This is a genomic window from Nocardioides malaquae (genome assembly GCF_015070385.1).
GTDB classification, from domain to species: Bacteria; Actinomycetota; Actinomycetes; order Propionibacteriales; family Nocardioidaceae; genus Nocardioides; species Nocardioides malaquae.
The window spans coordinates 98,565-115,897 of sequence record NZ_JADCSA010000010.1; the positions used below are offsets into that span (position 1 = coordinate 98,565).

Sequence of the window (17,333 nt, forward strand, 5' to 3'; positions counted from 1 at the left end):
GGTCGACCACGCCTCCCGGGCCCTCCTCCCCTAGTGCCCACCGCCGTCCCTCCCTAGGGTGACCACATGGCCTCCCTCGACACGTGGACCCTCGGCGAGCACGTCCATGACGGCGTCACGCACCCCACCTACCGCAAGGGCGAGGGTCCTGGCGTCATCGTCATCCACGAGGTCCCCGGCATCACGCCGAGGGTGCTCGCCTTCGCCGAAGACGTGGTGCGTCGCGGGTTCACCGTCGTCCTGCCCTCGCTCTTCGGACGCCCGGGCGCCCCCTTCGCGCCCGCCGAGGTCGCGCGCAGCTTCGCCCAGGTCTGCGTGAGCCGGGAGTTCACCCTCTTCGCGCTTCACCGGACCGCCCCGGTCACCCTCTGGTTGAGGTCGCTGGCCCGCTCGCTGCACGAGGAGCTGGGCGGCCCGGGAGTGGGCGCCGTCGGCATGTGCCTGACGGGTGGGTACGCCCTCGCGATGCTCGCCAACGCCCCCGTCGCCGCGCCCGTCGTGGCGCAACCCTCGGTGCCGCTCCCGCTGGGCAGCGCCCGACGCGCGGACCTCGGGCTCAGCCCCGAGGACCTCGACTCGGTCCGCCGCAAGGTCGACGGCGGGTGCCAGATCCTCGGCCTGCGCTACGAGGACGACATGGCGGTCGGGAGCCGGTTCGCCACCCTGCGTCGCGAGCTCGGCGACAACTTCATCGCCGTCGAGTTCCCCGGGCGCCAGCACTCGACCTTGACCGAGCACCGGCAGGAGGCCGGGGTCGAGCGCGTCCTCGAGTTCTTCGCGGACAAGCTTCGCTCCTGACGCGCAGGAGCGCCGGTCCTCAGAACGCCCCGAAGCCGATCACCCAGAGCACCCACGCGAGCGCACCGGCCAGCGCGACCGCGCCGAAGCCGAGGGCTGCGCGACGGAAGCGCGGCGCGAAGCCCAGCGCGACACCCACCACCCCCGCCAGGCAGGATGCGGCCGCCAGGACGAACTGCGCGGTGTAGCGCCAGTGCGCGGCCTCAGCGTCGTTGGAGCAGGTGTCGCCGCACCGGACCATCAGCATGACGAACGAGAAGAACGCCCAGTAGGCCATCAGTGCCAGGGCAGCCACCGACCCCAGCACACGCGCGGCCCGCCGTGACGTCGGCTGGGCCGGGGAGGAGGGCAAGGACACAAGGGGAGCATGGCACAACCAGCCGCCACGGGCAGCAGGATCGCGGCGACCGCCCGCGTACGAGGCGCGAGCGGCCGCCGCGACGGGTGACGGTGTGCCGTCAGGCCATGATCTCCCGGCGGTCGCCGCCGCCGTCGTCCTGCTCGACGCTGATCGGGATCTTGCGCGGCTTGGCCTTCTCCGCGACCGGCACGACGAGCCGCAGCACGCCGTCGGCGTAGGACGCCTCGATCGCGTCGAGGTCGAGGTTGTCCCCCAGCACCAACTGGCGGCTGAAGGCACCGACCGGACGCTCGGTGGCCAACGGCTCCCAGTCACCGTTGCGCGCCACCCGCTCGGCGCGGATGGTGAGGACGTTGCGTTCGACGTCCAGGTCGATGGACTCCTTCGAGACCCCCGGCAGGTCGAACTCGATGACGAACCTCTCCCCCTCGCGCCACGCGTCCATGGGCATCACCACAGGACGGTTTGTGGTGCCCAGCACCTGCTGGGCGAGGCGGTCGAGATCACGGAACGGATCAGCAGAACGGAGCAGCATGATGTCCTCCTGACGTCTCATCACGAGGGCCACCAGACCCTCGGGCCTTGTGAACACTTCCATTTCCGTTGTAGCACTCCCCCGACGGTTTTCAAGCCGCCCGCGGGAGGGTGCGTACGCCGGTCACGGCAGCATGCGCGGGTCGTCCGGCTCGAGGGCGGGCGGCCGGGTCACAATGGGGCGTGCTCCACCCGACGGACCGGTCCCCGCACCTCCGGCCGTCGCGGAGGGCGTGGGGACGTACGCCTTCATGCAGACCCAGCGCGGCAGCGACGACCCCGTGGGCTACGACCCCTGCCGGGTGATCGAGGTCGAGATCAACCCGGACGGCGCGCCGGCTCAGCACGACGCCTTGGTGGACACCGGGCTGGCGCGGGTCAGCGCCGCCACTGGGCTGCGGTTCGAGCGGGTCGGCACCACCGGACGACGCCCCTCCTTCGACACCGTGAGCCCGCGGCGGAGCCCGGTGCTGATCGCGTGGGCGACCCTCGACGAGGTGCCGGAGCTGGCGGGCGACATCGCCGGTCTCGCCGGCAGTGTCTCGTGGGGGCAGCCCGGGCAGATGCGCTACGTCACCGGCACCGTGGCGCTCGACCGGGACTACTTCGACTCCCTGGGCCCCGCCGACCTTCCGATGGCCCAGGCCGTCGTCGACCACGAACTGGGTCACCTCGTGGGCCTCGGCCACGTGGACGACCCCAACGAGCTGATGCACGAGGACTCGTTGCAGCGGTGGACCTACGGCCCCGGCGACCGCGAAGGAATGGCCAGGCTCGGCAACCTCGACTGCTGAACGGCGGCCCGGACCGCGTGCGTCAGCGGTCCTCACCCCAGTTGGCGATGATCACCGCCACCGGCGGCAGCACCGCCGCCACGACCGACATCCAGACCGCGACGTCGGTCGACCAGAGGCGCACCACGTTCCACGCCAGGACGACCAGCACGACGCAGGTGCCCATGAGCGCGAAGTACCACCGGCGCCGGCGTCGCAGCCGGTCGCTCTGGGCCTCGCGGACGTCACTGACCCGGAAGCGTCGGTCGTCGGGGGTCACCCCTCCAGCCTGCCACCGCCGACCTCACGGGACCACGCGAAACGCGTCTGCCAGAAGGGGGTCAGAGGGTGATGACGGCCTCGGCGCGCTCGAGGCGCGGCAGGCGGTCGAACCAGGCGTTCTCGGCGGGGTGGCCGACGTTGACCACGACGACGGACTTGAGTCCGGTGCCCTCCAGGAGGTCGGCGTCGACGCCTGCGGCGTCGAACCCGGTCATCGGACCGGCGGCCAGGCCAGCGGCCCGCACACCCACGATGAAGTAGCCGATCTGGAGCCCGGCGTTGAAGCGCGCCGCGTGCTCGCGGGCGACGTCGTCGGCGAAGAAGTCCTTGGCACCCGGGAAGTGGGGAAAGGTCCGCGGGAGGGTCTCGTGGAAGTTGGTGTCGGCAGCGAGGATCGCCACGAGCGGGGCCGACTCGGTCTTGTCCCGGTTGTTGCCGCTCATGTGCTTGAGCAGCTTCTGACGGGCGTCGTCGCTGCGGACCAGCACGACGCGCAGCGGCTGCGTGTTCATCGCGGTGGGACCGAACTTCACCAGGTCGTAGATGGCGGCGACCTGCTCGTCGCTCACCGGCTCGTCGGTGAAGGCGTTGGCGGTGCGGGCCTCCCGGAAGAGCAGGTCCTGGGCTTCGGTCGAGAGCACGAGAGCGTCAGTCATAGCGGTTTAAACAACTTGGCGACCACCGTGCTTCCCGGGCGTGACGTGAGGTCCCTCACCGCACGACGCGACGGGTCTGCCGTGCGCCGGGTGGGTGGCTGAGTCGCAGGCTCGTTGTCGCGGCTGACGTGGGCGCCTTCCGACGGAGTGTCGGTACGCTCTCACGATGGCTCCTCGTGCGGCGCACCGGCGGTCGGTGCCGTGATCGTCGTCAGCGGTCACGTCGTCACCGACTCCGAGCTGGCCTGGCGCTTCTCCCGCTCGTCCGGGCCGGGTGGGCAGCATGTCAACACCAGCGACACCCGGGTCCAGCTGACCTTCGACGTGGCGAGCTCCCAGGCCTTCCCCGAGCACCTGCGCCAGCGGCTGCTGGACCGTCTCGGGCCGACGGTCACGGTCACAGCCTCCGAGCACCGCTCCCAGGCCCGCAACCGGAGCGCCGCGGAGGAGCGGCTCGCCGCGATCCTCGAGCGTGCCCTCGCGCCGCCGCCACGCAAGCGGGTGGCGACCAAGCCGTCGAAGGGCTCCCAGCGCCGGCGTCTGGACCAGAAGAAGGCCCGCGGTCAGACGAAGCGGCTGCGAGGCCGCCCGAGTGCGGACTGATCACAGCCCACACATCCACCACCCGTCGCCGAGCGACGTGGGGCTCCGGCAGGACATGCCGTACATGTCCAGGCCCGCCGGGCTGGAGCTGGGCGAGTACCAGTAGCCGCCGGCGTCGTCGGGGATCCCGAGCCACTGCGGGAAGAAGAGCGCGCGCTCCTCGCTGCTGCCCTCCCAGGGCGCCTCCCCGCTCACCTTGCCGGTCTCCGAGAGGTGCTGGAGCGACTCCGGCAGCCGCAATCCGTAGTAGCTCGTGCAGCAGCCCCGCTCCAGCGCCCACGCGGCCGCCGCGTCGTAGTCGGCGCGGTGGTCGGCGAACCACTCCTCCGGGTCCGGCGGCAGCAGGGCGCGCACCCCGGCCACGACCGCCAGCACCGCGAGGACGGCGGTCAGGACGAGCGCCCACCGCCACCTCCTGCGGTGCCGCTCGGTCCGGTGGTCGGCGACGGTGGTGGGGTGGGGCGGCAGTGAGGTCATGACGCCGACGCTAGGGCGGGCGTACGCCCTCGGTGCCGCCCTGCACCGAACCCTCACGGACCCTTCACACCCCGGGGCCCACGGGCTCCGGCGGTCAGGGCACGACGACGGCCCGCCCGGTGATCCGGCCGGCGTGCATGTCGTCGTAGGCCTTCTCGCCGTCGTCGATCGAGTAGGTCGTGGTGTGGATCTTGATCTGTCCCCGCTTCGCCATCTCGACGAGCTCCAGGAGCTCCTTGCGCCGGCCCCACAGCGACGTCTGCACGCTGATGTCGTAGGGGGCGGAGGTCAGCCCGACCTTCACGCCACCGAGCCCGGCGCCGACGACCACGATCGCGGAGCCGACCCCGGCACAGGCCACGGCCAGCTCCCCGGTCACGTCGGCGCCGACGAAGTCGAGCACGACGGTGGCGCCACGACCACCGGTCAGCTCCTTGATCGTGGCGGCAGCGGAGGCGTCGGAGGTGAGCGCCTCGTGGGCGCCGTTCTCCTTGGCGAAGTCGAGCTTCTCCTGACCGATGTCGAGGGCGACGACCCGGGTCGGGGTGAGCTCGCGCAGCAGCTGGATCGCCACGTGGCCCAGGCCGCCGGCGCCGATCACCACCGTCGTCGAGCCGCCCACCAACCGTGGGAGCACCTTCTTGATCGCCTGGTAGGGCGTCAGCGCCGCATCGGTCAGCGACGCCGCACGCACCGGGTCGAGGTCACCGATCGGCACGAGGTGGCGGACGCTGTCGACGACCATGTACTCGGCCATCGCACCGTCCACGCCCAGGCCGGGCGAGACCATGCCGGTCAGGCAGAGGTTCTCGCTGCCGTCGGCGCACGTCTCGCACACCCCGCAACCCCAGCAGCCGTAGACGATGACGGCGTCGCCGACCGAGACCCCGACCGCACCCTCGCCCAACTCCTCGACGATCCCGGCCGGCTCGTGGCCCAGGGTCATCGGCATCGGGTAGGGGTACCCCTCCTCCGGCATGCTCATCACGAACTCGTCGGAGTGGCACAGGCCCGAGGCGGTGATCCGCAGCAGCACCTGCCCGGGCCCCGGACTCGGGCGATCGACCTCGACGACCTTGGGCCTCGTCCCGAACGCGGTGTACTGGATGGCCTTCATGGCGACTCCTGATGAGAAGGGGGGGCCGCCACTCAAACAGGCGCGCCTGCGCCCCGCAAGAGGCTCACGCCAACTCGAACCTGACCAGACGCTCAGCAACGTCGGCCTCGGCGAGTCGCACCGTGACCTCGTCGCCGAGCGGGAGGGCACGTTCGCCGTCGATCCGGGCCTCGATCGCCGGGTCGGGGATGGTGATCTCGCCGCGTCCGGGCTTCTTCTCGTCGACTTCGAGGACCGTGGCGGTGAAGGTCTCCCCCACGCGGTCCTGCAGCAGCACGGCCTCGGTGAGGTCGAGCACGGCTCGTTCGTAGCGCCCGGCCAAGGTGCCGGTCTCGCGCATCACCTGGGGCACCGACTCCAGCTTGTCCAGCACCCAGCCCGGCACGTCGTGCCCGGCACAGAGAGCCACGCAGATCTCCCCGGCGTAGCGGTCGACCAGCCGCCGCAGCGGAGCCGTGACGTGGGCGTAGTCGCTGGCCACGGCTGCGTGTCCGGTGTGCTCGGGCAGGGTGCCGGCAAACCCCTCGTAGCCGCTGCCACGGAAGAGCCGGGTGCAGGCCACCACCATCGCCGCGTGCCGCGGTTGCGCGGGGTCGAGGGAGCGTACGAACTCGGGATAACCCATCCCCGCCGGCCAGTCGACGCGGAGGCCGTGCGCGATCCGGCGCAGCCGCTCGACGTCGCGCTCCTGCGCCGGGGGCAGCGTGCGCAGCAGGCCCACCTTTGCCTCGACCATCATCGCCGCGGCTGCCATGCCGGTCAGCAGGGAGATCTGGGCGTTCCACTCCTCCACCGGGGTCAGCGAGCGGAACTCGAGGTGCCAGGAGTGGTCGGAGACCACGATCTCCTGCTCCGGCAGCGGCAGGCTGACGCCGCCGCGCGCGGCCTCCAGCGCGAGGCGCCTCGGCCCCACCTCGGCGAGCAGGCGCAGGGTCTCCCCAGCGGTGCCGTCGTCGAGGGCGGCCTGCGCGTCGGCGTAGGTCCACTGCGCCCGGGAGCGCACCAGCGCGCGCTCCACCCGGGCGTGCGTACGCTCCCCGGCGGCGTCGAGGTCGATCGTCCACAGCAAGCTGGGGCGCACCGCGTCGGGCAGCAGCGACCCGGCGTCGGCGGAGATCCGCGGTGGGTGCAGGGGCACCGACGAGTCCGCGCCGTAGAGCGTCTGACCACGTCTGTTGGCCTCGACGTCGACAGGGTCGCCGGGGGCGACGAAGGCGGCCACGTCGGCGATGGCGTAGTGGACCCGGTAGCCCTCGGCGTTGCGCTCGATGTGCAGGGCCTGGTCGAGGTCGCGGGCGCCCGGAGGGTCGATCGTCAGGAACTCCAGGTCGGTGCGGTCGAGCTCGGGCAGCCGGGGAGAACGAGCCGCCTCCTCGGCCGCCGCCAGCACCTCGGGCCCGAACTCCTCGGAGATCTCGAGCTCGCGCTGGATGGCGACGATCCCGTCGCGCAGGGCCTGCTCCCCGGCGAAGCTCTCACGGGGTCGCAGTCGGACGAAGCGTGGGCTGGCCATGGGCGCACCCTAGCCAGCAGGTCCACACCCGTCGGCTCTCCGAGCGTCGGCTCCCCGAGCGCCGCAACCGGCGTCAGCGGCGCGGCAGCACGGTGAGCACGCGCTCGACGTGGTCGCGGAACTCCTGCATGTAGGTGCGCAGGAAGTCGGCGGTCTCGGGGTCGGAGACCTCTCCGTCGTCGGAGAAGACGTCCGGCTTGAACTGGATGTAGGCCTCGGGCGAGGTCATCTGTCGGGCGTTGCAGAAGCTCAGCACACCCCGCAGGCCCTGCTGGGCCACTGCCGTGCCGATCCCGCCGGGCGAGGCCCCGATGACTCCCGCGGGCACGTGGTCGAAGGAGTTCTGTCCCCAAGGCCTCGAGGCCCAGTCGATGGCGTTCTTGAGCACGCCGGGGATCGACCGGTTGTACTCCGGGGTCACGAACAGCACGGCCTGGGAGTCGGCGATGGCCTGCTTGAGCGCCAGGCCCTCGGGCGGGTAGTCGGAGTCGAAGTCGGGGCTGTAGTGCGGCAGGTCCTTGATCGGGATCTCGGTGAACTCCAGGTCGTCGGGCGCGAGCCGCATCAACGCCTTGCTCAGCGTGCGGTTGATGGAGGTCGACGAGAGGCTGCCGACGAAGTAGCCGACCTGGTAGGTGCTCATGGGGACTCCTCGGTCTGGGGGCTGGCTGGCCTGATTGTTGCCGCGACGGACGTACGTCCCGTGCCCCTCCACCGTGGCAGAGGCGTGGTGAGAGCGCCAGGACGGCGCCGCCTAGGCTTGCCCGGTGCTGATCCTGCTGCCCCCCAGCGAGGGGAAGACCGCGCCGCGGCGCGGCAAGGCCCTCGACCTGGCTGCGCTCTCGTTCCCCACCCTGACCGAGACCCGCGCGCGCGTCCTCTCCCACCTCGTCGACCTCTGCCGCGACGACCCCACCAAGGCCGCCGAGACCCTCGGCCTGGGGCCGAAGCAGCTCGACCTGGTGGAGCGCAACGCCGACCTGCTCGTCGCCCCCACAGCGCGCGCCGACGCCGTCTACACCGGGGTGCTCTACGACGCGCTCGACGCCGCGAGCCTTTCGAGCGCCGCGAAGCGACGGGCGACGAGCCGGGTCGCGGTCGCCTCGGCCCTCTTCGGACTGCTCTCCCCCGCCGACCGGATTCCCGCCTACCGGCTCTCCGGAGACGCCACCCTGCCCGGCCTGGGCGGGCTGGCCGCCCAGTGGCGCCCGGTGCTGGGCGAGGCGGTGGCCGAGCGCGTGGGCGGCGGGCTGCTGGTCGACCTGCGTTCGGGCATGTACGCCAACCTCTGGCGCCCCGCGCCGGCCGACGCAGGCCGGGTGGCCGGCGTGCGCGTGCTCCACGAGCACGCCGGGAAGCGCAAAGTGGTCTCCCACTTCAACAAGGCCACCAAGGGACGGATCGTCCGGGCGCTCCTCGAGGCCGGGGCCACGCCACGGACGCCGGCAGCCCTCGCCGAGGCGCTGCGCGACCTCGGGTGGCACGTCGAGGTCGGCGAGCCCGGGGCGCGCGGCACCGAGCTCGACGTCGTCGTCACCGAGGTCTGAGCCCGGGACCGGGTCTCAGGGACGGGCCTCAGGACCGGAGCTGGGGCTGGGCCTCAGAGCCCCGACTCGGAGGTGCGCACCAGGATCCGGCTGCACTCCTCGCAGCGCACGACCTCGTCGGCGGGCGCAGCCTTCACCCGCGCGAGCTCGGAGTGGTCGAGGGTGAGTCGGCAGCCGCCGCACTCACGGGCCCGGAGCAGGGCCGCGCCCATGCCACCCTTGCTCTCGCGGAGGCGCTCGTAGAGGGCGAGCAGGTCGGCGGGCACGCGCTCGGCCACGGGGGCACGGGTGGCGGAGACCTGCTCGAGCTCGGCGTCGATCTCGGTCCACTGGGCGTCACGCTCCGCCTCGAGGTCGGCGACGCGCTGGTCGACGCCGGCGAGCTCCTGCTCGGCGCGGGTGAGCACGGCCTGGGCCTCCTCGAGCTTCTCCATGATCTCGAGCTCGGCGTCCTCGAGCGTGCTCACGCGGCGCTCCAGCGACTCCAGCTCGTGCGTCATGCGCTGGAGGTCCTTGGGGTTGGAGATCTGTCCGGAGTCCATGCGCTCGCGGTCACGGACACGACGCACCCTGACCTGCTCGACGTCGGCCTCGGCCTTGGTCTGCTCGACGGTGAGGTCGTCGACGACGATGCGCGCGTCGCGTACGCGGTCGAGGATGCCCGACCGCTCGCCCTCGAGGGTCGCGAGCTCCTTCAGCTGGGGCAGGGTGGCCCGACGGTGACGCAGCTGCACGACCTTGGAGTCGATCTCCTGGAGGTCGAGCAGGGTCAACTGGTCGGTGGGATCGGCTTTCAGCTCAGGCTCCTAGGTAGACGCGGGCGTTCAGCCCGTCATCAGCATTGTCCACGGATCGGTGCGCAGCGTGCTCACGCGGGTCTCCACCGTAGCGCCCAGCGCCTCGCCCAGGCGCCGTTCGACGACGGGCAGCCACGTCCACTCCGCCGCCCAGTGGGCCACGTCCACCAGCGCCGGGCCGCCCTTCTCGACGAACTCCGCGGCCGGGTGGTGCCGCAGGTCGGAGGTCACGTAGACGTCGACGTCGCTGCCCGCGACGGAGTCGAGCAGGAAGTCGCCGGCCCCGCCGACGAGCGCGACCCGCCGCACCGGACGGTCGGCGTCGCCGGCGACACGTACTCCCCCGGCGGTCGTCGGCAGCGCCGCGGCGACCGTACGCGCGAACTCGCCCAGCGTCGTCGGCTCGACGTCGCCGACGCGTCCGGTTCCGGTCACGGTGGAGCCGGGGTCGGCGACCTCCACGACGTCGTGGGCCGGCTCCTCGTAGGGGTGGGCGGCCAGCAACGCAGCCACGACGGCGGCCCGCCGGCCCCGCGGCAGCACCGCCTCGACGCGCACCTCCTCGACCACCTCGGGGCGGCCCACCTGCCCGATCGTGGGGGTGGCGCCCTCCAGGGGGCAGAAACGTCCCTCACCCGGCGTGGAGAAGGAGCAGCAGTCGTAGTCCCCGATGTGCCCGGCCCCCGCCTCGGCCAGCGCCGCGCGGACCGACTCCGCCTGCGCCTGCGGCACGTAGGTCGTGATCTTGTCGAGCGCGGAGGTGGGCGCCGGCACCAACGGACGCAGGTCGCGCAGGCCCAGCGCGGTGGCCATCGCCTCCGAGACGCCCCCGACCGCCTGGTCGGCGTTGGTGTGGGCCGTCAGCAGCGCGCACCCGGCACTCGCCAGGGTGTGCAGCGTGCGGCCCTTGGGGGTCGTGGCCGCGAACCCGTGCACGGCCTTGAGGAAGAGGGGGTGGTGCACCACGAGGAGGTCGGCGCCCCACTCCGCGGCCTCGGCAGCCACCGCCTCGGTCGGGTCGACGGCGAACATCACCCGGTTGACCTCGGCGGCCGGGTCTCCGTGCACCAGACCGACCGCGTCCCACGACTCCGCGGTCGCGGGGGGATACCAGGTGTGCAGCAGCTTCACGACGTCACCGAGCAGGGGCATGGCGCGAGCCTAGCCAGACCGGAGCGGGTGGCCGTGCATGAGAGGGCTCTCATCGTGCTCTCACCCACCTCCCACGATGGGGCAGGATGCTGTCGTCATGAGCAGGTTCGTCCAGGTCGCCCTCGCGCTGGCCCTCGCGCTGCCCCTGGCGGCGTACGTCCTGGGCACGGTGATGGCCGCCGACCCTGCGCCCGCGGACCACCAGCCCATCATCCTGGAGCAGGCGGCCGAGCCGACGCCCTCGCCGGAGCCGTCGAAGCCTCCGCGGACGAAGAAGCCGAAGCCGTCCCCCGGCCAGGACGGCGGCGATGACGACGAGCCGGAGGTCGTCGAGCCGCGCTACGTCGAGCAGGACGACGACGACTGGGACGACGACGATGACGATGACGACTGAGCGTGAGTGACCTGCCCGCGGTCGAGCGCACCAGCGTCCTGCCGGCCGCCGCCCCTGACGACACTCGACCCCACCGGTCGGGTGTCTCGGTGCGTACTCGGCTCACCCTCACGGTCGCCCTGCTCACCACCCTGGCCATGGTCACGGTCGGCGTGGTGATCCAGGTGGTCGAGTCCGCCCGGCGCGACGCTGCCGTCGTCGACGAGGCCAACCAGGAGGTTGCCGAGCTGCGCCAGCTCGTGCAGGAGGGTGTCGACCCGACGACCAACCGTCCGTTCGCCAGCGCCGAGCCCCTGCTGCGCACCTACATGCAGCGCAACGTCGCTGCTCCCCACGAGATGCTGGTGGGCTGGTTCAACGGCGGGCCGGAGCTGCGCAGCCTCCAGTCCCCCGGACCGGGCCTGGTCAGCCTGCCGGAGTTCTCCGAGGCCGTCGAGGGCCTCCTCACCACGGGTGGCTCCCGACGCATCGACACGGCCGACCACGGCGAGGTCCTGGTCACCGTGCAACCCGTCGTGGGGGCGGCCAGCGAGGGCGACGCGGCGCTCGTGGTGGCCTCCTACTTCGCTCAGGAGCGTCAGGGCCTGCGCGACCTGCTGCGCACCTTCGCCGTGGTCGCCCTGCTCTCCGTGCTGCTGATCACCGGACTGGCGGCGTGGCAGGGTCGTCGTCTGCTCGCGCCGCTGCGCGAGCTCTCGGACACGGCGCGCGAGATCTCCGGCACCGACCTGAGCCGCCGCGTGCCCGAGACCGGCAACGACGACCTCACCGAGCTCAGCCGCACCGTCAACGCGATGCTCGAGCGGCTGGAGGCGACGATCACCGGCCAGCGCCGTTTCCTCGACGACGCCGGCCACGAGCTGCGGACCCCGCTGACCATCCTGCGCGGCCACCTCGAGCTGCTCGACAGCGGCGACCCCGCCGACGTGGCCGCCACCCGGGACCTCCTGCTCGACGAGGTCGACCGGATGGGCCGGCTCGTCGAGGACCTGATCATGCTGGCGAAGACCCGCCGGCCCGACTTCGTCACCCGGGCCCCTGTCGACCTGGACGAGCTGACCACGACGGTGCTGGCCAAGGCCGAACGCACCGCCGACCGCACCTGGCAGCTCGACGAGGTCGCGACCTCCCGGGTCGAGGCCGACGCACAACGCCTGACCCAGGCGCTGCTCCAGCTCGTGGACAACGCCGTCAAGCACACCGACCCCGGCGACGTCGTCGCCTTGGGATCCTCGGTCTCCGAGGGGTCCGTGCGGCTCTGGGTCCGCGACACCGGCGACGGCATCGCGCCCGAGGCACGTACGGTGGTGCTCGAACGGTTCGGACGCGCTGAGGTGCGCTCCGGTGACGAAGGATTCGGCCTGGGTCTGTCGATCGTCGACGCGATCGCGCAGGCCCACGGCGGGCGCGTCGTCATCGACGACACCCCCGGCGGCGGAGCCACGGTGGCGGTCGAGTTTCCCCATCTCCCCCAGGAGGGCATGTCGTGGCCAGCATCCTGATCGTCGAGGACGAGGAGCGCATCGCCGCGTTCGTGGCGAAGGGCCTCGCGGCCGAGGGCCACGTCACCACGGTGCGTACCGACGGCCCCAGCGGGCTCGACGAAGCGCTGTCCGGCCTGCACGACCTGGTCGTCCTCGACATCGGGCTGCCCGGCATGGACGGCTTCGAGGTGCTCGACCAGTTGCGCTCCCAGGGGTCGAACGTCCCGGTGATCGTGCTGACCGCGCGCGACTCGGTGACCGACACCGTCGCCGCCCTCGAGGGCGGCGCCGACGACTACATGGCCAAGCCCTTCCGGTTCGCCGAGCTGCTCGCCCGGGTGCGCGTACGCCTGCGCCAGGGGCAGGCGGCGCCCTCCGACGCCCAGTCCTCCCTCGACGCCGGCGGGGTCCACCTCGACCTGCGCACCCGCCGGGCCACCGTCGCCGGGCGAGAGGTGGACCTGTCGGCCCGCGAGTTCATGCTGGCCGAGATCTTCATGCTCAACGCCGGCCACGTCCTCTCGCGCGAGCAGCTGCTCGACCACGTCTGGGGGCTCGACTTCGACCCCGGCTCCAACGTGGTCGACGTCTACGTCGGCTACCTGCGCAAGAAGTTCGGCGCCACCGCGATCACGACCGTGCGCGGGATGGGCTACCGCTTCAACGCCTGAACGGCTCCGGCGTCGAGGGTCCGCCCGGGCCGTGGGGCGCTGCGCTCAGCGCACCTTGTAGGTCAGCCGCGCGGCCGGCTGGCGCTCCAGCACCGGCTGGAGCGTCTCCGAGACCTCCGACGGCGACGGGCGCGCGGCGGGGTCGGGGTCGAGCGTGGAGGCGACGACCTCGCGCACCTCGGCCGGCACCCGACGGCCCAGCGCCGGCGCGCGGCGCACGAGCTGGGGGTGCGGCTGGTCGGCGGTGCCGGAGAAGGCCCGCTCCCCCGTGACCGCCTCGTGCAGGGTCGCTCCCAAGGCCCAGACGTCGCTGGCGGGGGTGGGGCCCCCGAGGCGCTCGGGGTCGCACTGCTCGGGCGCCATGTAGGCGTCGGTGCCGATGGGCGTACGCAGCGCCGCGGCCTCGGCAACCGGCCGCGCCACCGAGAGGTCGATGAGCCGTGCCGGGGCGCCCATGATCACGTTGCTCGGCTTCACGTCGAGGTGCACCCACCCCACGTGGCGCAGGTAGTGCAGCACCGAGGCCAGGTCGAGCGCCAGCGGCAGGTACTGCTGCTCCTGCAGGGGGCCGTGGCGGCGCAGCAGCGTGGAGAGACGGGGGCCGTCGGCCTGCTCCATGACCAGGTGCGGACGGGGACCCTCCACCGTGTGACGCAGCCCGCGGACCACCACCGGGTGGTTGACCGTGGCGAGCGCCAGGGCCTCCCGCTCCAGGGCGGCGAGGCTGCGGGCGTCGTCGACGAGGTGGGGTCGCAGCACCTTGGCCACCACGGGCGACCAGGTGATCTCGTCGAAGGCGAGCCACGCCTCGTAGGACGACCCGCCCCCGAGCCGCCGCATCACGGTCAGCTCGGGGGTGAGGTGGTCTCCGAACGCCAGGTCCCAGCCGTCACCGTGGGCCATGGTCAGCCGCGGGTGTTGTCGTTGGTGACGTCGCCGCGGGTGTCGTCGCGGGTGTCGTCGTTGGTGACGTCGCCGCGGGTGTTGTCACGGGTGTCGTCGTTGGTGACGTCGTCGCGGGTGCGGTCGTTGGTGTCGTCGTCATCGGCGTCGTCGACCAGCACGACCTCGGCGGTGTCCTCGTCCCGCTTCGCGGCATCGTCGCCGGTGAGGTCGACGGCCTGGGCGGAGACGACACCGATGGTGACGAGGCCCGCGAGGGTGAGGGCGACGAGGACGGTGAGCTTGCGGGTCATGGGGGCTCCTTCGAGGGGCAGCGGGAGGCCGGGGCCTCGTGGTGATGCCACCACTCTGGGCGCCTGCGATGAGCCGGACGTGAGGACGCGGTGAGAGGCCTCTCATCGAGGTCACGGGGTGCGTCGGGACGGTTTCGAACCGCCGACCGCTCGGGTGTAAACCGAGTGCTCTACCGCTGAGCTACCGACGCAGGACGGGCCACAGCGTAGCCGACCAGAAATGAGTTGAACCGCTGGCGTCTCGGGTCACCAGCGGTTCAACGGCTTCAGCCTAGGACATGTCGGGTGGCGGCGTCCCGGGAATGTCCCGAACAACGTGAACATTTTACTTTCGCCCCGCCAACGCCGCCAACGCGCTGACGACGCCGTCAGTGCAGTCAGTCCTCGGCCGCGGCGCGGAGCTGACGCAGGTGCTCGTCCAGGTCGCGCCCCTGCGGCATGGCGTTGTGGACGCTCCAGCGGACGCGCCCCTGCTTGTCGATGACGTAGGACGAGCGTCGCGGCCGACCGTGGGCCTCGTCGAAGACCTCGTACGCCGTGGACACCTCGCCGTGGGGCCAGAAGTCGGAGAGCAGCGGGAAGTTGAGCCCGTCGGAGTCCGCGAAGGCCCGGAGGGCGTAGACCGGGTCGCAGGAGATGGCGAGCACCTCGGTGTCGAAGGTCATGAACTCGTCGAGCCGGTCGCGTACGCCCGCCATCTCGCCGGTGCAGACGCCCGAGAACGCGAACGGGTAGAAGAGCAGGGCGACCGCCTTGCGTCCCCGGAAGTCGGAGAGGGTGACGTCCTGGCCGAACTGGTCGCGCAGGGTGAAGTCGGGGGCCGGTCCGCCACTGATGAGTCCCGTCATGATGGGCCCATCCTCGCACCGGCCCCCTCCCGGGAGGGACTCAGGGCTGCTCGGCGAGCGTGCGCTTGAGGATCTTGCCCGTCGCGTTGCGCGGGAGCTCCTCGAGGAAGACGATCTCGCGCGGCACCTTGTAGCGGGCCAGGTTGGCGCGGACCCAGTCCTTGAGCACCTTCTCGTCAGCCGCCGCAGGGTCGGAGACGACCACGAAGGCACGCAACCGCTTGCCGAACTCGGGGTCCTCGACGCCGACCGCCGCGGCCTCGAGCACGGCGTCGTGGCGCACCAGGCAGTCCTCGACCTCTCGCGGGAAGACGTTCTCGCCGCCGCTGACGATCATCTCGTCGTCGCGACCCTCGACGTGCAGACGACCGTCGGCGTCGAACCTGCCCAGGTCACCGGTGGACATCAGGCCGTCGATGATCTCCTTGTTGCCACCCCCGGTGTAGCCGTCGAAGAGCATCTTGTTGGCCACGAAGATGCGACCGCTCTCCCCCTGCGGCACCTCCTTGCCGGCGGCGTCGAGGATCTTCACCGTGGTGGCGTAGGGGGGCTTACCCGCGGACTCGGGCGACGCCCGCAGGTCGTCGGGCATCGCGATCGAGGCGTAGGCCACCTCGGTCGAGCCGTAGATGTTGTAGAGGTTGTCGCCGAAGGCGTTCATCCACTCCAGGGCCAGGTCGCCGGGCAGGGCCGAGCCCGAGGCGGCGGTCACCTTCAGGTGGGAGAGGTCGTACTTGGCGCGCACGTCCTCGGGCAGGTTGAGGATGCGCTGGAGCATCACCGGGATCACCACGAAGGAGTCGCACCGGTCGTCCTGCAGCGAACGCAGCGCCTCCTCGGGGTCGAAGCCACGGCGCAGCACCATGGTCGAGCCGAGCAGCATCGCCATGAACATGTGGGCCAGACCCCAGGTGTGGAAGAGCGGGGCCGCGATGTGGGTGCGCCACCCGGACTCGAGCGGCAGGCGCGACATCAGCGAGACGCCGTTGCTGATGCCGGCCTCCTTGCGGGGCGCACCCTTCGGCGTCCCGGTCGTGCCGGAGGTGAGGATGATGATCCGGGCGTGGCGCGAGGGCGGCTGGAGGTCGGTGGCGGGGTGAGCGCCGATCAACGACTCCAGCGAGTCTCCCCCGGGGTTCCCGTCGACCCACCCGACCACGCGTCGGTTGACCGAGGCGCCCTCGAGCAGTCCCGTGAACTCCTCGTCGTGGATCACCATGACGGGGGCCTCGCGGTCGAGCACCGCGCGCAGCTGGGGGCCGGCGAAGGCCGTGTTGAGGTAGAGCAGGTCGGCGCCGAGCTTGGCCACGGCGATGCTCGCCTCGACGAAGCCGCGGTGGTTGCGGCACATCACCGCGACCTGGTCGCCCTCCTTGACACCCTGCGCCTTCAGGCCGTGCGCCAGGGCGTTCGATCGCTCGTGGATCTGACGGAACGTCAGCTCGCCGAGCTCGTCGATGATCCCCACCTGGTCGGGCCGGGTCAGCGCCAGCTGGGTGAACCCTCCTGCCGGCCCGGTCCCCCATGCCTTGATGGTGCGCACGATGAGGCGGAGCTTCGCCGGCGACATGGGGCGGACGACTCCGGCGCGGCGGAGCACGGAAAGGGAAGTGATGATGCTCATGGGTGTCCTCGGGCTCAGGGCCGGGCCCGCCCTCCCTCCCCAGGGCGGCAGGACTCCGGTGCGTCAGGCAGGGGTCTTGGGGGTCACCAGTCGCGTGGCCTGCCAGTCCTTGCTGACGGCCGCGGTCGTGGTCTGCGCGAGGCCCGCGATGGGGGCGGCCTCGGCGATGTCGGCGGCGTCGACGCAGTTGGGTCGGCCCACCTTGGGGGTCAGCAGCCAGATGACGCCACCGCCGACGAGGTCGGCCTTGGCGTCGACGAGTCCGTCGACGAGGTCACCGTCCTCGTCACGCCACCACAGCAGGACGGACTCGACCACGTTGCCGTAGTCGCCGTCCACCATGTCGGCGTCGAGGGCGTCCTCGATGGCGATCCGCAGGTCGTCGTCGGTGTCGTTGTCCCAGCCGAGCTCCTGGACGACCTGGCCGCGGGTGAAACCCATCTTCTCGGCCGGTCCGGGGTTCGGGTGCTGGGTGGACTCGCCGCCCACGGTCGCGCTCAACAGAC

At 71.8% G+C, this 17,333-nt stretch carries 22 protein-coding genes and 1 tRNA gene; 7 read left to right on the top strand and 16 right to left on the bottom strand.

Going from position 1 to position 17,333, the window contains the following annotated elements; translation table 11 throughout:
- The first annotated feature begins 66 nt into the window (after nucleotides 1-66).
- Nucleotides 67-798: a dienelactone hydrolase family protein gene (locus IEQ44_RS11355; RefSeq protein ID WP_193638575.1), complete on the top strand. Its 732-nt coding sequence runs from the start codon at nucleotides 67-69 to the stop codon at nucleotides 796-798.
- A gap of 19 nt (nucleotides 799-817) precedes the next feature.
- On the opposite strand, the gene IEQ44_RS11360 is transcribed toward IEQ44_RS11355, so the two are convergent.
- Both IEQ44_RS11360 and IEQ44_RS11365 read right to left on the bottom strand, forming a co-directional pair.
- Nucleotides 818-1,150, bottom strand: a complete 333-nt coding sequence (locus tag IEQ44_RS11360; RefSeq protein ID WP_193638576.1) for a hypothetical protein — start codon at nucleotides 1,148-1,150, stop codon at nucleotides 818-820.
- Between the two features lie 106 nt (nucleotides 1,151-1,256).
- Nucleotides 1,257-1,694, bottom strand: coding sequence for an Hsp20/alpha crystallin family protein (locus tag IEQ44_RS11365; RefSeq protein ID WP_193638577.1), 438 nt, complete (start codon nucleotides 1,692-1,694; stop codon nucleotides 1,257-1,259).
- A 175-nt stretch (nucleotides 1,695-1,869) separates the two neighbouring features.
- On the opposite strand from IEQ44_RS11365, the gene IEQ44_RS11370 reads away from it, so the two are divergent.
- Nucleotides 1,870-2,487: a zinc metalloprotease gene (locus tag IEQ44_RS11370; RefSeq protein ID WP_227487333.1), complete on the top strand. Its 618-nt coding sequence runs from the start codon at nucleotides 1,870-1,872 to the stop codon at nucleotides 2,485-2,487.
- Nucleotides 2,488-2,509: 22 nt separating this feature from the next.
- Here the strand turns inward: IEQ44_RS11370 and IEQ44_RS11375 are convergent, their stop codons facing one another.
- Nucleotides 2,510-2,746: a DUF3099 domain-containing protein gene (locus tag IEQ44_RS11375; protein WP_193638579.1), complete on the bottom strand. Its 237-nt coding sequence runs from the start codon at nucleotides 2,744-2,746 to the stop codon at nucleotides 2,510-2,512.
- Between the two features lie 61 nt (nucleotides 2,747-2,807).
- Nucleotides 2,808-3,404: a malonic semialdehyde reductase gene (locus tag IEQ44_RS11380; protein ID WP_193638580.1), complete on the bottom strand. Its 597-nt coding sequence runs from the start codon at nucleotides 3,402-3,404 to the stop codon at nucleotides 2,808-2,810.
- 201 nt (nucleotides 3,405-3,605) lie between these two features.
- On the opposite strand from IEQ44_RS11380, the gene arfB reads away from it, so the two are divergent.
- Nucleotides 3,606-4,007 carry an alternative ribosome rescue aminoacyl-tRNA hydrolase ArfB gene (arfB, locus tag IEQ44_RS11385; RefSeq protein WP_193638581.1) on the top strand — a complete coding sequence of 134 codons (402 nt, stop codon included), beginning with the start codon at nucleotides 3,606-3,608 and terminating at the stop codon, nucleotides 4,005-4,007.
- Here the strand turns inward: arfB and IEQ44_RS11390 are convergent, their stop codons facing one another.
- From IEQ44_RS11390 to IEQ44_RS11405, 4 genes are all read right to left on the bottom strand, one after another.
- Entirely contained in the window at nucleotides 4,008-4,484 is a 477-nt protein-coding gene (locus IEQ44_RS11390) for a hypothetical protein (RefSeq protein WP_193638582.1), read from the bottom strand.
- A 94-nt stretch (nucleotides 4,485-4,578) separates the two neighbouring features.
- On the bottom strand, nucleotides 4,579-5,601 hold the full coding sequence (locus IEQ44_RS11395; RefSeq protein WP_193638583.1) for an NAD(P)-dependent alcohol dehydrogenase: 1,023 nt from the start codon (nucleotides 5,599-5,601) through the stop codon (nucleotides 4,579-4,581).
- Between the two features lie 64 nt (nucleotides 5,602-5,665).
- A complete protein-coding gene (locus IEQ44_RS11400) occupies nucleotides 5,666-7,114 on the bottom strand; it encodes an RNB domain-containing ribonuclease (protein WP_193638584.1) in 1,449 nt (482 codons plus the stop codon).
- 73 nt (nucleotides 7,115-7,187) lie between these two features.
- Nucleotides 7,188-7,757 carry an NADPH-dependent FMN reductase gene (locus IEQ44_RS11405; RefSeq protein ID WP_193638585.1) on the bottom strand — a complete coding sequence of 190 codons (570 nt, stop codon included), beginning with the start codon at nucleotides 7,755-7,757 and terminating at the stop codon, nucleotides 7,188-7,190.
- A 124-nt stretch (nucleotides 7,758-7,881) separates the two neighbouring features.
- On the opposite strand from IEQ44_RS11405, the gene yaaA reads away from it, so the two are divergent.
- The gene (gene yaaA, locus IEQ44_RS11410; protein WP_193638586.1) at nucleotides 7,882-8,661 is read left to right on the top strand and encodes a peroxide stress protein YaaA; all 780 of its coding nucleotides are present in this window, start codon (nucleotides 7,882-7,884) and stop codon (nucleotides 8,659-8,661) included.
- A gap of 53 nt (nucleotides 8,662-8,714) precedes the next feature.
- Here yaaA and IEQ44_RS11415 read toward each other — a convergent pair whose 3' ends face one another.
- Nucleotides 8,715-9,434: a zinc ribbon domain-containing protein gene (locus IEQ44_RS11415; RefSeq protein WP_227487334.1), complete on the bottom strand. Its 720-nt coding sequence runs from the start codon at nucleotides 9,432-9,434 to the stop codon at nucleotides 8,715-8,717.
- A 51-nt stretch (nucleotides 9,435-9,485) separates the two neighbouring features.
- Nucleotides 9,486-10,610: a Nif3-like dinuclear metal center hexameric protein gene (locus IEQ44_RS11420; protein ID WP_193638587.1), complete on the bottom strand. Its 1,125-nt coding sequence runs from the start codon at nucleotides 10,608-10,610 to the stop codon at nucleotides 9,486-9,488.
- A 97-nt stretch (nucleotides 10,611-10,707) separates the two neighbouring features.
- Here IEQ44_RS11420 and IEQ44_RS11425 point away from each other — a divergent pair, with 97 nt between their 5' ends.
- The 3 genes from IEQ44_RS11425 to IEQ44_RS11435 are packed head-to-tail and all read left to right on the top strand — an operon-like array spanning nucleotide 10,708 to nucleotide 13,159.
- Nucleotides 10,708-11,004, top strand: a complete 297-nt coding sequence (locus tag IEQ44_RS11425; protein ID WP_193638588.1) for a hypothetical protein — start codon at nucleotides 10,708-10,710, stop codon at nucleotides 11,002-11,004.
- A gap of 2 nt (nucleotides 11,005-11,006) precedes the next feature.
- Nucleotides 11,007-12,506 (top strand): sensor histidine kinase, encoded by a 1,500-nt coding sequence (locus tag IEQ44_RS11430; protein WP_193638589.1) that lies wholly within the window; start codon nucleotides 11,007-11,009, stop codon nucleotides 12,504-12,506.
- The gene (locus IEQ44_RS11435; RefSeq protein ID WP_193638590.1) at nucleotides 12,491-13,159 is read left to right on the top strand and encodes a response regulator transcription factor; all 669 of its coding nucleotides are present in this window, start codon (nucleotides 12,491-12,493) and stop codon (nucleotides 13,157-13,159) included. Before IEQ44_RS11430 ends, IEQ44_RS11435 begins: the two co-directional genes overlap by 16 nt.
- Nucleotides 13,160-13,204: 45 nt before the next feature.
- On the opposite strand, the gene IEQ44_RS11440 is transcribed toward IEQ44_RS11435, so the two are convergent.
- The 6 genes from IEQ44_RS11440 to IEQ44_RS11465 all read right to left on the bottom strand — a co-directional run bounded on the left by IEQ44_RS11440 (nucleotide 13,205) and on the right by IEQ44_RS11465 (nucleotide 17,328).
- On the bottom strand, nucleotides 13,205-14,062 hold the full coding sequence (locus IEQ44_RS11440; protein WP_193638591.1) for a serine/threonine-protein kinase: 858 nt from the start codon (nucleotides 14,060-14,062) through the stop codon (nucleotides 13,205-13,207).
- A gap of 2 nt (nucleotides 14,063-14,064) precedes the next feature.
- Nucleotides 14,065-14,355, bottom strand: a complete 291-nt coding sequence (locus tag IEQ44_RS11445) for a hypothetical protein (protein ID WP_193638592.1) — start codon at nucleotides 14,353-14,355, stop codon at nucleotides 14,065-14,067.
- Nucleotides 14,356-14,474: 119 nt separating this feature from the next.
- Nucleotides 14,475-14,546 (bottom strand) — tRNA-Val (locus IEQ44_RS11450).
- Nucleotides 14,547-14,732: 186 nt separating this feature from the next.
- Nucleotides 14,733-15,203, bottom strand: a complete 471-nt coding sequence (locus IEQ44_RS11455; RefSeq protein WP_193638593.1) for a peroxiredoxin — start codon at nucleotides 15,201-15,203, stop codon at nucleotides 14,733-14,735.
- A 40-nt stretch (nucleotides 15,204-15,243) separates the two neighbouring features.
- Nucleotides 15,244-16,827, bottom strand: coding sequence for an AMP-binding protein (locus tag IEQ44_RS11460; RefSeq protein WP_193638594.1), 1,584 nt, complete (start codon nucleotides 16,825-16,827; stop codon nucleotides 15,244-15,246).
- Nucleotides 16,828-16,890: 63 nt separating this feature from the next.
- On the bottom strand, nucleotides 16,891-17,328 hold the full coding sequence (locus IEQ44_RS11465) for a DUF3052 domain-containing protein (protein WP_438861848.1): 438 nt from the start codon (nucleotides 17,326-17,328) through the stop codon (nucleotides 16,891-16,893).
- Nucleotides 17,329-17,333: the final 5 nt, after the last annotated feature.

Excerpts from the sequence above, each read along its gene's own strand:
- IEQ44_RS11425 (WP_193638588.1), top strand. The coding sequence starts at position 10,708 with ATGAGCAGGTTCGTCCAGGTCGCCCTCGCGCTGGCCCTCGCGCTGCCC.
- IEQ44_RS11400 (WP_193638584.1), bottom strand. The coding sequence starts at position 7,114 with ATGGCCAGCCCACGCTTCGTCCGACTGCGACCCCGTGAGAGCTTCGCC.
- IEQ44_RS11405 (WP_193638585.1), bottom strand. The coding sequence starts at position 7,757 with ATGAGCACCTACCAGGTCGGCTACTTCGTCGGCAGCCTCTCGTCGACC.
- IEQ44_RS11395 (WP_193638583.1), bottom strand. The coding sequence starts at position 5,601 with ATGAAGGCCATCCAGTACACCGCGTTCGGGACGAGGCCCAAGGTCGTC.
- IEQ44_RS11420 (WP_193638587.1), bottom strand. The coding sequence starts at position 10,610 with ATGCCCCTGCTCGGTGACGTCGTGAAGCTGCTGCACACCTGGTATCCC.
- IEQ44_RS11455 (WP_193638593.1), bottom strand. The coding sequence starts at position 15,203 with ATGACGGGACTCATCAGTGGCGGACCGGCCCCCGACTTCACCCTGCGC.
- IEQ44_RS11365 (WP_193638577.1), bottom strand. The coding sequence starts at position 1,694 with ATGCTGCTCCGTTCTGCTGATCCGTTCCGTGATCTCGACCGCCTCGCC.
- IEQ44_RS11460 (WP_193638594.1), bottom strand. The coding sequence starts at position 16,827 with ATGAGCATCATCACTTCCCTTTCCGTGCTCCGCCGCGCCGGAGTCGTC.
- IEQ44_RS11380 (WP_193638580.1), bottom strand. The coding sequence starts at position 3,404 with ATGACTGACGCTCTCGTGCTCTCGACCGAAGCCCAGGACCTGCTCTTC.
- IEQ44_RS11370 (WP_227487333.1), top strand. The coding sequence starts at position 1,870 with ATGGGGCGTGCTCCACCCGACGGACCGGTCCCCGCACCTCCGGCCGTC.
- IEQ44_RS11390 (WP_193638582.1), bottom strand. The coding sequence starts at position 4,484 with ATGACCTCACTGCCGCCCCACCCCACCACCGTCGCCGACCACCGGACC.
- IEQ44_RS11355 (WP_193638575.1), top strand. The coding sequence starts at position 67 with ATGGCCTCCCTCGACACGTGGACCCTCGGCGAGCACGTCCATGACGGC.
- IEQ44_RS11440 (WP_193638591.1), bottom strand. The coding sequence starts at position 14,062 with ATGGCCCACGGTGACGGCTGGGACCTGGCGTTCGGAGACCACCTCACC.
- IEQ44_RS11445 (WP_193638592.1), bottom strand. The coding sequence starts at position 14,355 with ATGACCCGCAAGCTCACCGTCCTCGTCGCCCTCACCCTCGCGGGCCTC.